This window comes from Streptomyces sp. NPDC028298 (assembly GCF_055565895.1).
In genome coordinates this window covers 603,794-617,220 of sequence record NZ_JBVHTL010000003.1, presented here as the reverse complement: position 1 = coordinate 617,220, position 13,427 = coordinate 603,794, and the positions used below count along the sequence as shown (strand labels likewise).

The following is a 13,427-nucleotide window of genomic DNA, read 5'->3' as shown; positions in this document are numbered from 1 at the left end:
CTACGGGGAGATGACCTGCCGAGGGTGTGGGGTGCAGGCGTCGGGGCGAGGCGTGGGATGCGGGTGTGGCTGCGGGGTGCGCACGAGGGGGCGGTGTCCGGTCTCCCGGGCACCGCCCCCTCGTGCGGGCCGGTTTCCCGGCCCTCGCGCAACAGCGTGGCTCGTACGTCCCCTGTCGCCGTCAGTGGCAGGGGAACCCGAGCAGGTGCCGGGCGTCGTGGACCCACTCGTGGACGTTCTCGCCGGAGACGAGGGAGGTGGCGCCCTGTTCGGCACCGACGAAGTAGAGCAGGACCAGCATGAGGATGCCGAAGAACGCCGCCCAGGGGACGATCGCGCCGATCGGCAGCTTGGCGGGAACGGCGGTGGGCGTGGCGGTCGGCTGGACGACGGACTGCGCCATGGGCAGAACCTCCTGGGGAACTCGCGTCCCGTCTCGGTGGTGCACAGGACGACAGCCACGGGTCTGACTTGCCCGCGTCTGTCACCCCTGGCCGGAGTGACATGTGCCGGGCTTACAGTGGCGCGACCGTGCCGGATTTCCACCGGGCTTCCGTCGAACCGTCGTCAATATCCATGTGACCGTACCGCGAAGCAGTCGGCCCGGCCAAGGGCGCACACCCCGGCGCTCCGTGCGCCCTGCGGTTCGTGGAGCATGACGGTGGGACAGTAACGTGCCTGATGGGCCCGGGGATTCCGCCTCTGTCCACGGGTACGCCGCACGATCCGCACCACACGACGGACGGAGCGGGCTGGACCATGGCACACGGTCCGAGCCCGCGACACATGAGAGTGAAGGCATGACCAGCCGAGTGATCTTGATCTCCGCGGCGATCAGCGAGGCGCTGCGCGAGGCCCGCTTCGACGACGGGAGTCCGGTGGACGCCTCGGGCCTGCGGGCGGCACGCGCGGCCGCCGACGCGGGCGCCGTTCCGGCGGGCGGACGCCTGTGGGTCTCCCCCACCGCGCGATGCCGGCAGACCGCCGAGGCACTCGGACTCGAAGGCGCCGCCGAGACACCGGAGTTGGCCCCGCTCGACGTGGGCCGCTGGCGCGGGGCGACGCTGACCGAGGTGAGCGCGAAGGAGCCGGAGGCGGTGGCACGCTGGCTCGCCGATCCGACGGCGGCGCCGCACGACGGCGAGTCTGTGGTGGCGTTCTGCGACCGGGTGACGGAACGCCTGGACACGGCGGCCGGTTTCGACGGCCGCACCGTCGCCGTGGTGGAGCCCGAGGTCGTACGGGCGCTGGTGGTACGGGTGTTGGGGGCGCCGGAGCATGCGTTCTGGCGTGTGGACGTGCCGCCGCTCACCGTGACGGAGTTGAGCGGGCGCGCCGGACGCTGGAACCTCCGCGCCGGACGCCCGCTCGTCGGGCCTGCCTGATCCGGGTGGGCCGGGTCTGCGCTGCTCCGGGCGACGATCCGGGGCCGCCCGACGTGGGCCCGCGAGGCCTCACCGTAACGTGGCGATGAAGTCCGTGCAGGAGCGCGCGCATTCGCGGCATTTCCGCGCGGCGGCCTCCGACCCCGGACACGCGTCGAAGGCTTCGGCGCACTCCAGGCAGACGTCCCGGCACCACTCCAGCCGGGCGCGGAGCTCCCGGTCGCTGAGCCCCGGATGACGGGACAGCACATGGCAGGTCGCCTCGCAGACCTCCGCGCACAGGATGCCCGACCGCCGCGCGGCCTCCTGCTGCTTGGGCCCGTCGGGATCCATGAGGCTCGCGCGCAGCGTGGAGGTCCTGGCGCATTCGGCGCAGGCCCGGGCGCACTCGAAGCGGTCCTCCAGGTACCGGAAGAGCTCCTGCTGTGATGGCGTCGTCGTCACAACAGGCGGGTAGCCGGAGGGAGTCGGTTCAAACAGCGCGAGGCCACGCGCTCAGGCGCCGGCCGCCTCCCGGGAGATCTGCTCGAACTGAGCCCCCATGGCCTCGGAGAGAGCCTGCGCCGCCGACAACGGGCGGACCATCACGGTGAATTCGTCGATGCGGCCCTCCTCGTCGAAGTGCAGGAAGTCGCAGCCGTTGATCTCCTTGTCGCCCACCTTGGCCGTGAAGACGAGCGCGTGGTCGCGGCCGTCGGCACCGGCGATCTCACGGACGTAGCGGAAGTCGCTGAAGACACGCCAGACGCCCCGCAGGATGGCGGCGGTGATCGGCTTGCCCGGGTACGGCTTGAAGGCGACGGGGCTGGTGAACACGACGTCGTCGGCCAGCAGCTCCTCGACCGCGTCGAGGTCTCCGGCCTCCACGGCCTTGCGGAAGGAGTTCATTGCGCCCGCCTCTCATACTCAATTAGTTGATTAGGTGTGGATAAGATTAGTCCTGTGAGTGCGGGGCGTCTAGCCTTGCCGGATGGCATTGCGCAACGCGGTACTGGCCTCGCTCCTGGAGGGTGAGGCGTCGGGGTACGACCTGGCCAAGGGCTTCGACGCCTCGGTGGCCAACTTCTGGATGGCGACCCCGCAGCAGCTCTACCGGGAACTCGACCGGATGGAGTCCGAGGGGCTGATCGAGGCCCGGGTCGTCCAGCAGGAGCGCCGGCCCAACAAGCGGCTCTTCTCGCTGACCACGACCGGCCTCGAAGCGCTCGCTTCCTTCACCTCGGCACCCGCGAAGCCGACCGCGATCCGCGACGAGCTGATGGTCAAGGTGTACGCCCTCGACATGGGGGACGCCGACGCCGTCCGCGCGGCGATCGCCGAACGGCTGGAGTGGTCGCGCGCCAAACTGGCGCACTACGAACGGATCGGCGCCCGCCTGCTCGACGGGCGCACCGAGGACGCGTACCTGGCCGAGGCGGAGCGCGTGGGCCCGTATCTCACACTCCTGGGAGGGCGCGCCTTCGAGCAGGCGATCATCGACTGGGCGGAGCGGGCGCTGAGGATCCTGGAACAGCGGGCGACGCGGGCCCGCTGAAGGCGCCCTGTTCGCACCAACCTGGTCTTGACCCAAGTCGATCACGGTTCGTAGCGGTTCCTGTCCCTTCACATCACTTCGAGCCGGTTTCATGTGAGCCTGGTCTGGTCCGTTCGCGTTCGGTCCGGTGCTGAGGAGGGCGATCGTGGTGCGTGCGCTCGGTGTCGCTGTCGTGGGGTTCGGCTGGATGGGGCGGGTGCACACACAGGCGTACGCGCGCGTTCTCCACCACTTCCCCGAACTCGCCCTGCGCCCCGAACCGATCGTCGTCGCCGACGAGGCGCCCGGCCGCGCCGAGGAGGCCGCCGCACGGTACGGCTTCGCGAGCGCTGTCCGGGACTGGCGGGAGATCGCCACCGATCCGCGCGTCGAGGCCGTGAGCATCACCGCGCCGAACTTCCTGCACCGTGACATCGGTGTGGCCATGGCCGCGGCCGGCAAGCACATCTGGATCGAGAAGCCGGTGGGACTGACCGCCGACGACGCCCGGGCGGTGTCGGAGGCGATGACCGAGGCCGGGGTGCGGGGCACCGTCGGTTTCAACTACCGGGGCGCACCGGCAGTCGTGGCGGCGCGCGAGCTGATCGCCTCCGGGGACATCGGCGAGGTGACGCACGTACGCGTCCGCCTCTTCAGCGACTACGCGGCCCATCCCGAGGGCGCGCTGACGTGGCGCTACGAGCGGGAGCGGGGCGGCAGCGGCGTCCTCGGCGACCTGGCCTCGCACGGCGTGGACCTGGCGCGTTTCCTGGTGGGCGAGATCGAGGCGCTGGCGGCGGACACCGCCGTCTTCGTACCGCTGCGGCCCCGGCCGGCCGGCGCGACCGCGGGCCACACGCGCGCGGCGGGCGGCGAGCCGGCCCCCGTGGAGAACGAGGACTACGTCAACTGCCTGCTGCGCTTCGCCTGCGGCGCGCGCGGCGTCCTGGAGGCGTGCCGTGTCTCGGTGGGCGAACAGAACGCCTACGGGTTCGAGATCCACGGCACCAAGGGCGCGGTCTTCTGGGACTTCCGCCGCATGGGCGAACTCGGCGTCAGCCGGGGCACGACGTACCAGGACCAGCCGGTCAGCACCGTGTACGTCGGTCCGGGCGCCGGGGACTACGCGTCCTTCCAACCGGGCGCGGCGAACAGCATGGGCTACGACGACCTCAAGGTCATCGAGGCGCACGCCTTCCTGCGCTCCATCGCCGACGACAAGCCGTACGGGGCCACGCCGGCCGACGCGGTCAGCAGCGCGACGGCGCTGGACGCGATGGCCCGCTCGGCGGGGTCGGGGGCGTGGGTGACGCTGGAGGCATAGCCCTCTGGACCTGCCACCTGGCGCTGTCGAGTCAGGCGCGAGTCCCGTAGAGACCCGCCACCTGGCGCTGTCGGGCCAGGCGCGAGTCCCGTAGAGACCCGCTGCCCGTCGGCTCCAGAATCAGGTCACCAGGGCGTAGACCGCCAACCCCAGGATGCAGAGGGCGAAGGCCAGGAGGACACCGCAGGTGAGACGGAACCGGAACCTGCTCCAGTACTCCGCCCGCCGACCGTCGGCCGTATCGGTACGCCAGACCGAGGGGATGTCGACGCGCCCTTCGGCGATTGCCGTCGCGGCCCGTCGTACATCCCGGGGGTGGTACGAGTAGAAGGTCGGCGCCGCCCCGTACGTGCCCCGGCTCTCCCCGCCGTACCGGCGGACGCGGACATCCATACGCCCAGCCGCACCCGGCAGCCACTCGTCACGCACCGGCCACAGCGCGGCGACCTCGCGACTGTCCAGCCAGGGCTCCTCCTCCTGCTCCGACTCGGGCACTCCCGGATCCGGCGTTCGCGGCATACGTCCCCCTCGATGCGGAAAGCACCCAGTACACACCCACCGCCCGGCACGCCGACAGAGCGCCTGCGGCGCCGCAACGCGCGATCGATGCGGCCCTACGGGCCGTGAGCCGTCGCCGCGAAACCGCCGCCACGCCCACCGACGAAACCGCCCCCGACGACGGGCCGACCACCGCCCGCCCCTGCCGCGGCCCGATCTCAAGCCGCCGCGTGCTTCTGAGGCTTCCATCCCTTCTCGGTCGTGACCAGCACGCGCTGCCCGGCGAGGCCCCGGTCGGCTGCGATCTCGACCAGGGCGCGGGCGACGTTCGCGAAGGGGAGGGTGGGCAGGCCGGGGACCCTGCCGACCTGGTCGAGAGGCTTGACCGTGGCTGCGGGGACGGCAGGGGCCTCCTTGAGGTTGACCGGGTTGACGATCGTCCAGTTCAGACCAGTTACCGGCAGGTTCTGCTCCGAGAGCGCCTTGTCCTTGAAGATCGCGGCGACGACCGTCTTGTAGACCAGCCGCCCGAGGAACGATGCCTTCGCGGCCGTGTCCCCGACACCGAAAGCGGAGACGAGCACGAACCGCTCGACACCGGCGTCCTGCACGGCGGCGGTGATGACCGGCAGGGTGCGCTGCATCAGGTCGATGGGCTTCTTCGCGCGCAGGGCCACGCCGATGGCGGAGATCACGGCGTCGCCGCCGGCGAAGGCCTTGGCCAGTGCGGCACGGTCATCGAGGGGGCCCCGCACGACGGTCAGCCCTGTCTGCCGCTGTACGGCGTCGGGGTTCCGGACATACGCGACGACCTCGTGCCCCTGGGACAACGCCTCCTTCACGACGTGTGAACCGATGTTGCCGGTGGCACCCAGTACGACGATCTTCATGATTCTCCTCCTCCAGGGTCCACTCGGACCCTCTTGGACCATTTACTTCGAATTCGAAGCAAAGGGGCGAAGTGCTTCGAATTCGAAGCACTTGAAAACGGTAGCATACTTCGAACTCGAAGCAAGGACGGTGGACCATGGAGCCGACCCCCCGACACGTCGCGGCCTACTTCGCCCTCATGGAGGCCGGAGCCCTACTGCAACAACTGGTCGAGAAGCAGCTGCGCGACGAGGGCAACCTCAGCTACATCCAGTTCCGCGTGCTGGCGCAGCTCGAGGAGGCTCCCGACCGGAGCGTGCGCATGACCGATCTCGCCGACGGCGTCGTCTACAGCCGCAGCGGACTCACCTACCAGGCCGACCGCCTGGAACAGAACGGCCTGATCGTCCGCACCCCGTCACCCGACGACGAACGCTCGGTGACCGTGGCGATCACCGAGGCCGGCCGGGAGGTCCTGACGCGCGTACTCCCTGGGCATATCGACCTCGTCGCGCGAGAACTCTTCGGCCCCTTGAGCGAGCAGGACGTCACGGCGATGGCGGACATCCTCACCCGAGTCCGCGACAACCTGCGCAACGCCCCACGCCGCGGGACGTCCCGCCGACGACCCTCCGCGAGTTGACCCTTTCGAGGACATCGCTCCGACCTCGCATCCCTTGACAGACTTACAGCATAAGCATTCTACTGCAGTCAGCCTTACGGCATAAGTCATCGGCTTTGGGACGGAGCCCCTGTCATGACCTCTGGGACTGTGATCATCGTGGGCTGCGGCCCCGTCGGACTCGGAGCCGCGCTGGAACTCGCGCGCTTCGGCGTTCCGAGCGTGGTACTGGAGAGGCGGATGGCGCCGTCACGGCACCCGAAGACCCGCAACTTCAACACCCGCACGATGGAGATCGCCAGGGGCTGGGGCCCGGCGGTCTACGGGCGGCTTCGCGGCATCGACACCCCGGAGGGCTGGAAGAGTCCCATCCGCTTCTTCGACACCGTCGTCGGCAAGGAGTTCGGCCACATCGACTCCAAGGGCTTCGAGGGGCCGGGCCCCGAGGTCAGCCCGGCACTCCCTGTGATGTCGTCGCAGGACCTGCTCACAGAGATCCTGCGGGACGCGGCTGCAGCGACCGGCCTGGTGGAGTTCCGGTTCGGCCACCGGGTCACCGAAGTCACCTCCGGCGCCGGCGACTTGGATGCCGAGGCGGTAGTCCGGGTCCTGGACGAGAGCACCGGTGAGTCGTACGCGCTGTCCGGCGCCGCCCTGGTGGCGGCCGACGGCGTCGACAGCTTCGTACGGCAGACGCTCGGCGTGCGGCTCGAAGGCGAACAGGGCATTCATCACTTCGTCAACTGCTACTTCCACTCGCCCGTGGAGCAGTACGTCGGCGAGCGGACCGGAGTGCTCCTGTACGTCGCCGGCTCCGATGCGCTCGGCGTGCTCCAGCCCCTGGACGCGAACGGCCGCTGGCTGTGCCAGATCTCCGTCCCGCCGGAGCAGTGGAACAGCGAGACGTGGACGGACGACAGGGTGCGCCACTGGGTCCGCGCCGCTGTCGGCGTGCCCGGACTGGAGGTGGACGTCCGGAGTGTGGGCGTGTGGCGGATGAACGTGACCGTGGCCGAACGGCTCGTGCTCGGACGGGTCGTGCTGTGCGGGGACGCGGCCCACCAGTTCCCGCCCACCGGCGGACTCGGCGTCAACACCGGTCTGCAGGGCATGCACAACGCCATGTGGAAGCTCGCCCTGTGCGTGCAGGGCCTCGCCGACTGGTCGCTGCTCGACACGTACGACACCGAGCGCCGGCCTCCGGCCCGCCGGACGGCCGACCAGTCGTACGAGAACTACCGCAACGTCTCCCGCATGGGCGCCGCGGCCTACGGTCTGGGCGACGATCTGGATCCGGACACGATCCTTCGGGAGACCCGCCGTTACGGCAACCATCTCGGCGTCGAGTTCGGCACCGTCTACGACTCCGCCGCAATCGTCCCGGACGGCACCCGCCCGCCGCCCGTCGAGGACGACTACTCCGACTACGCGCCCAGCGCCACGCCGGGCTGCCGGGCACCACACGTCCGCCTCGGCTCCGACGACACGCTGTCCACCCTCGACCTGTTCGGCCCCGGCTTCACCGTGCTCACCGGCCCGGACGGCACCGCCTGGCGGGAGGCGGCCGCGGTCGCCGCACACCGGCTGCGGCTCCCGGTGGCGGGCTACACCGTCGGCTCTCCCGGACTGACCGACCTCGGCGGCCTGTTCCTGCGCCGCTACGGAATCGGTTCCAACGGGGCCGTCGTCATCCGGCCGGACGGATACGTCGGCTGGCGGTCGGCCGATGCGGCGACGGCCGCCGGGAAGCAGCTCACGGAGGCGATCGAGCAGATCATCGGTCGTGATGATTACTGACGGTTCGTCATGTGTTTTGTTCAGTTATCCACTTGAGCGAGGAGTGAGGCATGGATGTCGGCGTCGAACGCCGTGGCCCGGGTGTGGCAGCCATACTGCGGGGCCTCCGGGCGCCCAGCCTCGCCCCCTGGACGCATCTGTACGAGCCGCCGGCACCGCTTCGGCCGGGGGCGCCCCGCACCCTGTTCCTCGGCGTGTCCACGATTCTGCTGGACGACGGTGACACGGCGATCCTCACCGACGGGTTCTTCAGCCGTCCTGGCCTGTTGCGTGTGCGGTTCGGCCGGGTTCGACCGGACCGCACACGCATCACCGCAGCCTTGCGCCGGGCCGGTATCGATCGACTCGACGCCGTGTTCGTCGTCCATTCGCACTACGACCACGCCCTGGACGCTCCCGAGGTGGCCGCGGCCACCGGCGCCCGTCTCATCGGCTCCGCCTCCACCCGCAACATCGCCGCCGGGCACGGCTTCCCCGTCGACCGCTTCCAACCGGCCGTCACCGGCGAGCCGTTCATGATCGGGCGCTTCACCCTCACCGCCCTGCCCGCCCGGCACAGCCCGGGCGACCTGGCTCCCGGCCGGATCGATCGCCCTCTGAGTCCGCCGGCCCGCGCGACGGACTACCGGACCGGCGACTGCTACACCCTCCACGTCCGCCACGGCGAACGCCAACTCCTCGTCCACGCCAGCGCCCACAGCCTGCCCGGCGCTCTCGACGGTCACCGTGCCGACACCGTGTACCTGGGGATCGGCGCGCTCGGCAAGCAGGACGAGGCGTTCCGGGAGGAGTACTGGGACCTGCTGGTCACGGGTACGGGTGCCCGACGTGTCGTACCCATTCACTGGGACGACTTCACTCGCCCGCTCGATCGGCCACTGCGGCCCTTCCCCGCCTTCTTCGACGACTTCACGGCCACCATGAGCTTCCTGACCCGCAAGGCCGAACGCACGGGAGTCGCACTGACGCTGCCCGTGGTGGGCCGGCGGGCCGACCCGTGGCCGTCCTGACCGGTGATTCGCCGTCGGGCAAGGTGGCGCACGTTCGAAGAAACTTATGCTGTAAGTTCACGGGGAAACGGGATAGATGTACGCCGTACGTGCGTCAGCGTCCACCCACCCTTACTTTCTTCAAGGACATCTGCCATGAAAGTCCACCACCTGAACTGCGGCACCATGCGTCCGCCGGGGGCCCCTCTCGTCTGCCACGTCCTGCTGGTCGAGACCGCGAACGGCCTGGCCCTCGTCGACTCCGGCTACGGTCTCGGTGACATCGCCGCCCCCAAGCGGCGTGTCGGACCGGCGCGCCGTTTCGTGCGGCCGGCGTTCGACCCGGACGAGACGGCGGTCCGGCAGGTCGAGAGGCTGGGGTTCCGCCCGGACGACGTCCGCCACATCGTGTTGACCCACTTCGACGCCGACCACATCGGTGGCCTCTCCGACTTCCCCGACGCCCAGGTCCACCTGACGGCGGACGAGGCCCGCGGGGCCGTCCACTCGCCCTCGTGGCGCGAGCGGATCCGCTACCGGAAACCCCAATGGGATCATGGCCCGAAGCTCGTCGAACACCGTCCCGACGGCGAGAAGTGGCGCGGATTCGCGGCGGCGAGGGAGCTCGACATGATCGCTCCCGGCATCGTCCTGATCGCCCTGCCTGGCCACACCCGCGGGCACGCCGCCGTGGCGGTCGACGCCGGTGCGCGCTGGATCCTGCACGCCGGTGACGCCTTCTACCACCACGGCACCCTGGACGGTCATTCCCCCGTCCCGCCTTCGCTGCGCGGCATGGAGGCCGTCGTCGCGTACGACGGAAGGAAGGTCCGCGACAACCACGCCCGCCTCGCCGACCTGCACCGGCAGGCCGACCCGGGCCTCATGATCGTCAACGCCCACGATCCCGTGCTGTACGAGAAGGCACGGGCGAGTGCGTAGCCGAGGAGTAAAGGAAAGACGACCGTGCGTGTGTGCATTTCCCGAGCGTGAGTTGAGGGTGGAGAAGGTTCTCCAGCCCGCCCCGGGCAGGGCTGGAGTCCTGGTCGAGGTCGAGGCGGCCGGCGCCCCCCCTGTCCGACGGGCACTGATCTCGGGCGAGCTCGGCGGGATGCTTGGTAGGCGCACCGAGTCGTTGGTCCTGAGCAACGAAGGTGGCCGGCACCATTGCGGCGTTCGGCCCCGACGTGGACGGCTGGGAGTGTGGCGACCGGGTCGCACTCCAGGCGGGCGAACAGCCCGGCGGCAGGGTTTTGACGCGGCCCCTCTCTCACCGCCCGCGCACGCGCTCAAGTCCATCGGCTTCGCGCTCGCCGTGGGCGTCCTGATCGACGCCCTCGCCGTACGGTGCGGCTCGCGGAGAGGGACGAGTCGGGTCGGGTGACGTGCCTCCCGAGCACGCCGGTGTCAGGAAGGAGCCACTGCCCGGCGGCGGACGGTGTCGAGGAGGAGCTCAAGGCCGAACTCCATCTCCGCCTCGTGGTCGATCACGGCCAGTTCGCCCGCCGCGGCGGCCACCGCCGGCAGCCCGCTGTCGACGAGTTCCTGCTCGCTCGTTGCGGTCACCCCCGGGATGGCGCCGGCATACGTCGGGGCCATCCCCACCTCACGCGAGAGCGTCCCGACCAGGAATGCGATGAACGCCCGCAGAACGTGTACGGCTTCAGCGCCTTCCAAGCCGGCACGGTTCAGGAAACGCAGCGCGGCCTCGACGACGGGCATGACGGCGGGCGCGTTCAGCCGCCGGGTCAGCACCAGGGACGCGGAACGGGGGTGTTCCAGGGCTGCGGCCCGGAAGGAACGGGCGATGGCGCGCAGTCCGTCCTCCCACGGCAACTCTTCGGCGTCGGGAACGGCGATGCCCTGGAGGATCACGTCCGCCATGGCGTCGAGCACGTCGGCCTTGTCATCGACGTGGTTGTACAGCGACATGGTCCGTACTCCCACCGCCGCGGCAATCTTGTGCAGCGACAGCTTCTCCATGCCCTCCGTCTCGGCCAACACCAGCGCCTGACGCACGATTTCCTGCCTGGTCAGCGGCCCCCGGCGAGTCATCCTCTGCGCCATCGCCCATCCCTCCGATCAGCGGCGCGCCCCTGCGCCTTGTATCAACTTATCTCATAAGTTTCAAGCGTTACGAGGAGTCCCCGTACGAAGAGCCCCGCAAGGCACCGAGGGTCGCCGCCCGTGTCTGCGCGAGTACGGCGTTCCGAGCCTCGGGGGCCTCGCACCGGAGGGCGACCGCGACGCCTTGGACCAGGAAACGGGTCGCAAGCTCACCGATGGCGCAGTCGACAGGACGTGGCGCCGACTCGGGAACCAGGACGAGGGTCAGACGAGCCGCGAGCGCCCCGAAGAGTGCGTTGGGTTCGCCGACCGGGCCCGGATCGCACAGCAGAGGCAGCAGGGCTGGACGCCCCTCCGCCAGAACCAGGACCGCACGAAGCACTTCGTCCATGGCCGAGACGGCGAATGCGTTCGCCGGGCCGGTCCTCTCGTCCAGGATTCGGGGCGCGACCGCGGTCTCCGCGCGGAGGTGTTCCGCGAACCGCTGCAACAGCCCCTCCACGACGGCCTGCTTGTGCGGAAAATACTGGTAGAGGGTGCCGGGGGATACACCTGCGTGCCGGGCGACGGCGTTCATGCCGACGGTTTCGACACCGACCGCCGCGACGAGTTCCTCTGCCGCGTCCAGGATCTGCTCGGCACGGCGCAGACCGCGCCACTGTCGCCTCCTGGCCTCTGCCTGCGGATTCATGCGCACTCCCCTTGCCGGCCCCGTCGTACGCCACCCCCACCCGCGCCGCCGGGCCGAAGATCAGCAGTTTCGATGCCGTGCTGAAACCCGGCCTGATGGTCGCTCACCGCGAGACAGGACGCGGCGGCGGACGGGCGCGGAACACCCAGGGCGACCATCTCGTCGACCCTCCGCCCGACCTGGTCCGGTTCGACCGTGCCCACGGTGATGGCCTAGCCCAGTTCCCACATGATCACGCCGACTGTGAACCGGCGAAGCTCCGCAACGCTGGGACGGGTTCCTGGGGCGGGAGCCCGGGTTCGGGGAAGCCGGCCAAGGCGCAACGGGCGTTCTCCATGGCCGCCGGCGACTGTGCGGGCCGGGCGGGACGAACCAGGGCGGAGGCCTTGGGATACCGCACGACCGTGACCCCGAAAGCCACGGCCTGCGCCCTCACACGCTCCTGCCAGGTCCCCTCGACGCCCAGTCACCACGAGTTTCCGCACAGAGAAGAAGTCCGGACCGTCCCGGTCGATGGCCGCCGCGGCCTCGTTGACCTGTCCTGCGTCGGGCCGAGCCGCCCGTGCCGGGCTTTCATCGACGACCTCCCACCCTGACACGACTTATTCCGTAATCCTGACTTGAGGAAACAGTGTACATACGCCGTAAGTTTTATGGAATCCTTTCCGTGTCGTAAACGACCTCGGGACGGTCAGTACAGCTGCTTGCGCCGGCGCGGTCACGATCGCCTTCGATCAGTGCGAGTCGTTCGGCCGGCTGGCCCGGGCCACACCCGGCGGCATCCGCCCACAGAACCTGCGCCGACCTCCCGGGTGGCGGCCGGCGCAGGCCGCGTTCAGCGGAAGGTCTGGCGCATCTCGCCGAGGCCCTCGATCCGGCTGACCAGGACGTCGTCGGGGCCGAGGAACCGCTGCGGAACGCGACGGTTGCCCACCCCGGCCGGGGTCCCGGTGAAGATCAGGTCGCCGGGGTGGAGCGGGCACACCGCGCTGATGAACTCCACCAACCGAGGCACGGAGAAGATCATCTCGCTGGTGCGTGCCGCCTGGACACTCTCGCCGTTCAGCAGGCACTCGATCGCGATGTCGTCCCGGTCCGGCAGCTCGTCGGGGGTCACCAGCGCCGGACCGGTCGGCCCGAAGCCCGGGTACGACTTGCCCAGCGAGAACTGCGGTGGTTTGCCCGTGAGTTGGAGGACGCGCTCGGAGAGGTCCTGCCCCACGGTGAGCCCGGCCACGACCTCCCAGCCCTCGCTCGCGGGCACCCGATGGCAGGGCGCGCCGATGACGGCGACCATCTCGAGCTCCCAGTCGACATTGCCCCTGGGGAGTTCGACCTGCGCGGTCGGGCCGGTGATGCAGCTCGGGAACTTGGTGAAGAGCAGCGGGACCTCGGGCGGGACGTAGCCGGCTTCGGTGGCGTGCGGGCGGTAGTTCAGCGCCACCGCGAAGACCTGGCGCGGCCGCGGGACCGGTGCGTCCAGATCGGCGGTCCGGTACGGGCTCGCCGCGGGCAGTTCGGCGCTCGCGGCCCAGGTCCGGAACGCGGTCCAGTCGTTCAGAACGTCCATGGGGTCCGGGCCGAAGCGGCCCGACGAGACGTCGGCGATGTCGACGGCGCCGTCATCGGTGAGCAGGACGGCTCGGTCGGAGAGCGTGGCCAGTCGCATCT

15 protein-coding genes and 1 riboswitch are annotated in these 13,427 nt (G+C 70.1%); of the genes, 7 read left to right on the top strand and 8 right to left on the bottom strand.

Annotated elements, in window-relative coordinates; genetic code table 11:
- Positions 1 to 181 precede the first annotated feature (181 nt).
- Entirely contained in the window at positions 182 to 403 is a 222-nt protein-coding gene (locus ACZ4TO_RS17875; RefSeq protein ID WP_382786009.1) for a CbtB domain-containing protein, read from the bottom strand.
- Positions 404 to 440: 37 nt separating this feature from the next.
- Positions 441 to 580: riboswitch (cobalamin riboswitch) on the bottom strand.
- Positions 581 to 800: 220 nt separating this feature from the next.
- On the opposite strand from ACZ4TO_RS17875, the gene ACZ4TO_RS17870 reads away from it, so the two are divergent.
- Positions 801 to 1,385 carry a histidine phosphatase family protein gene (locus tag ACZ4TO_RS17870; RefSeq protein ID WP_468024668.1) on the top strand — a complete coding sequence of 195 codons (585 nt, stop codon included), beginning with the start codon at positions 801 to 803 and terminating at the stop codon, positions 1,383 to 1,385.
- Between the two features lie 69 nt (positions 1,386 to 1,454).
- Here ACZ4TO_RS17870 and ACZ4TO_RS17865 read toward each other — a convergent pair whose 3' ends face one another.
- The gene (locus ACZ4TO_RS17865; protein WP_382786015.1) at positions 1,455 to 1,829 is read right to left on the bottom strand and encodes a four-helix bundle copper-binding protein; all 375 of its coding nucleotides are present in this window, start codon (positions 1,827 to 1,829) and stop codon (positions 1,455 to 1,457) included.
- Positions 1,830 to 1,880: 51 nt separating this feature from the next.
- Complete coding sequence (locus tag ACZ4TO_RS17860) at positions 1,881 to 2,273, bottom strand: nuclear transport factor 2 family protein (RefSeq protein WP_382786018.1); 393 nt, start codon at positions 2,271 to 2,273, stop codon at positions 1,881 to 1,883.
- 82 nt (positions 2,274 to 2,355) lie between these two features.
- Between ACZ4TO_RS17860 and ACZ4TO_RS17855 the strand changes: the two genes are divergently transcribed.
- Both ACZ4TO_RS17855 and ACZ4TO_RS17850 read left to right on the top strand, forming a co-directional pair.
- Positions 2,356 to 2,919, top strand: coding sequence for a PadR family transcriptional regulator (locus tag ACZ4TO_RS17855; protein ID WP_382786021.1), 564 nt, complete (start codon positions 2,356 to 2,358; stop codon positions 2,917 to 2,919).
- A 145-nt stretch (positions 2,920 to 3,064) separates the two neighbouring features.
- Entirely contained in the window at positions 3,065 to 4,222 is a 1,158-nt protein-coding gene (locus ACZ4TO_RS17850) for a Gfo/Idh/MocA family protein (RefSeq protein WP_468024667.1), read from the top strand.
- Positions 4,223 to 4,342: 120 nt separating this feature from the next.
- Here ACZ4TO_RS17850 and ACZ4TO_RS17845 read toward each other — a convergent pair whose 3' ends face one another.
- The gene (locus tag ACZ4TO_RS17845; RefSeq protein ID WP_468024666.1) at positions 4,343 to 4,741 is read right to left on the bottom strand and encodes a hypothetical protein; all 399 of its coding nucleotides are present in this window, start codon (positions 4,739 to 4,741) and stop codon (positions 4,343 to 4,345) included.
- Between the two features lie 197 nt (positions 4,742 to 4,938).
- On the bottom strand, positions 4,939 to 5,610 hold the full coding sequence (locus tag ACZ4TO_RS17840; protein ID WP_468024665.1) for an NAD(P)-dependent oxidoreductase: 672 nt from the start codon (positions 5,608 to 5,610) through the stop codon (positions 4,939 to 4,941).
- Positions 5,611 to 5,747: 137 nt separating this feature from the next.
- Here ACZ4TO_RS17840 and ACZ4TO_RS17835 point away from each other — a divergent pair, with 137 nt between their 5' ends.
- The 4 genes from ACZ4TO_RS17835 to ACZ4TO_RS17820 all read left to right on the top strand — a co-directional run bounded on the left by ACZ4TO_RS17835 (position 5,748) and on the right by ACZ4TO_RS17820 (position 9,940).
- The gene (locus ACZ4TO_RS17835; RefSeq protein WP_385044019.1) at positions 5,748 to 6,233 is read left to right on the top strand and encodes a MarR family winged helix-turn-helix transcriptional regulator; all 486 of its coding nucleotides are present in this window, start codon (positions 5,748 to 5,750) and stop codon (positions 6,231 to 6,233) included.
- Between the two features lie 114 nt (positions 6,234 to 6,347).
- Positions 6,348 to 8,009, top strand: coding sequence for an FAD-dependent monooxygenase (locus ACZ4TO_RS17830; RefSeq protein ID WP_382786037.1), 1,662 nt, complete (start codon positions 6,348 to 6,350; stop codon positions 8,007 to 8,009).
- Positions 8,010 to 8,059: 50 nt separating this feature from the next.
- The gene (locus ACZ4TO_RS17825; protein ID WP_382786040.1) at positions 8,060 to 9,019 is read left to right on the top strand and encodes an MBL fold metallo-hydrolase; all 960 of its coding nucleotides are present in this window, start codon (positions 8,060 to 8,062) and stop codon (positions 9,017 to 9,019) included.
- Between the two features lie 135 nt (positions 9,020 to 9,154).
- The gene (locus ACZ4TO_RS17820; protein ID WP_468024664.1) at positions 9,155 to 9,940 is read left to right on the top strand and encodes an MBL fold metallo-hydrolase; all 786 of its coding nucleotides are present in this window, start codon (positions 9,155 to 9,157) and stop codon (positions 9,938 to 9,940) included.
- Between the two features lie 465 nt (positions 9,941 to 10,405).
- Here ACZ4TO_RS17820 and ACZ4TO_RS17815 read toward each other — a convergent pair whose 3' ends face one another.
- The 3 genes from ACZ4TO_RS17815 to ACZ4TO_RS17805 all read right to left on the bottom strand — a co-directional run bounded on the left by ACZ4TO_RS17815 (position 10,406) and on the right by ACZ4TO_RS17805 (position 13,425).
- Positions 10,406 to 11,065 (bottom strand): TetR/AcrR family transcriptional regulator C-terminal domain-containing protein, encoded by a 660-nt coding sequence (locus tag ACZ4TO_RS17815; RefSeq protein ID WP_451075836.1) that lies wholly within the window; start codon positions 11,063 to 11,065, stop codon positions 10,406 to 10,408.
- A 67-nt stretch (positions 11,066 to 11,132) separates the two neighbouring features.
- Positions 11,133 to 11,756, bottom strand: a complete 624-nt coding sequence (locus ACZ4TO_RS17810; protein ID WP_468024663.1) for a TetR/AcrR family transcriptional regulator — start codon at positions 11,754 to 11,756, stop codon at positions 11,133 to 11,135.
- Positions 11,757 to 12,591: 835 nt separating this feature from the next.
- Positions 12,592 to 13,425: a fumarylacetoacetate hydrolase family protein gene (locus ACZ4TO_RS17805; RefSeq protein WP_468024662.1), complete on the bottom strand. Its 834-nt coding sequence runs from the start codon at positions 13,423 to 13,425 to the stop codon at positions 12,592 to 12,594.
- Between the last annotated feature and the right edge of the window lie 2 nt (positions 13,426 to 13,427).

What these genes read in the sequence shown, in the direction of transcription:
- ACZ4TO_RS17875 (WP_382786009.1), bottom strand. Translation starts at nt 403, where the DNA reads ATGGCGCAGTCCGTCGTCCAGCCGACCGCCACGCCCACCGCCGTTCCC.
- ACZ4TO_RS17870 (WP_468024668.1), top strand. Translation starts at nt 801, where the DNA reads ATGACCAGCCGAGTGATCTTGATCTCCGCGGCGATCAGCGAGGCGCTG.
- ACZ4TO_RS17860 (WP_382786018.1), bottom strand. Translation starts at nt 2,273, where the DNA reads ATGAACTCCTTCCGCAAGGCCGTGGAGGCCGGAGACCTCGACGCGGTC.
- ACZ4TO_RS17855 (WP_382786021.1), top strand. Translation starts at nt 2,356, where the DNA reads ATGGCATTGCGCAACGCGGTACTGGCCTCGCTCCTGGAGGGTGAGGCG.
- ACZ4TO_RS17845 (WP_468024666.1), bottom strand. Translation starts at nt 4,741, where the DNA reads ATGCCGCGAACGCCGGATCCGGGAGTGCCCGAGTCGGAGCAGGAGGAG.
- ACZ4TO_RS17840 (WP_468024665.1), bottom strand. Translation starts at nt 5,610, where the DNA reads ATGAAGATCGTCGTACTGGGTGCCACCGGCAACATCGGTTCACACGTC.
- ACZ4TO_RS17835 (WP_385044019.1), top strand. Translation starts at nt 5,748, where the DNA reads ATGGAGCCGACCCCCCGACACGTCGCGGCCTACTTCGCCCTCATGGAG.
- ACZ4TO_RS17830 (WP_382786037.1), top strand. Translation starts at nt 6,348, where the DNA reads ATGACCTCTGGGACTGTGATCATCGTGGGCTGCGGCCCCGTCGGACTC.
- ACZ4TO_RS17825 (WP_382786040.1), top strand. Translation starts at nt 8,060, where the DNA reads ATGGATGTCGGCGTCGAACGCCGTGGCCCGGGTGTGGCAGCCATACTG.
- ACZ4TO_RS17820 (WP_468024664.1), top strand. Translation starts at nt 9,155, where the DNA reads ATGAAAGTCCACCACCTGAACTGCGGCACCATGCGTCCGCCGGGGGCC.
- ACZ4TO_RS17815 (WP_451075836.1), bottom strand. Translation starts at nt 11,065, where the DNA reads ATGGCGCAGAGGATGACTCGCCGGGGGCCGCTGACCAGGCAGGAAATC.
- ACZ4TO_RS17810 (WP_468024663.1), bottom strand. Translation starts at nt 11,756, where the DNA reads ATGAATCCGCAGGCAGAGGCCAGGAGGCGACAGTGGCGCGGTCTGCGC.
- ACZ4TO_RS17805 (WP_468024662.1), bottom strand. Translation starts at nt 13,425, where the DNA reads ATGCGACTGGCCACGCTCTCCGACCGAGCCGTCCTGCTCACCGATGAC.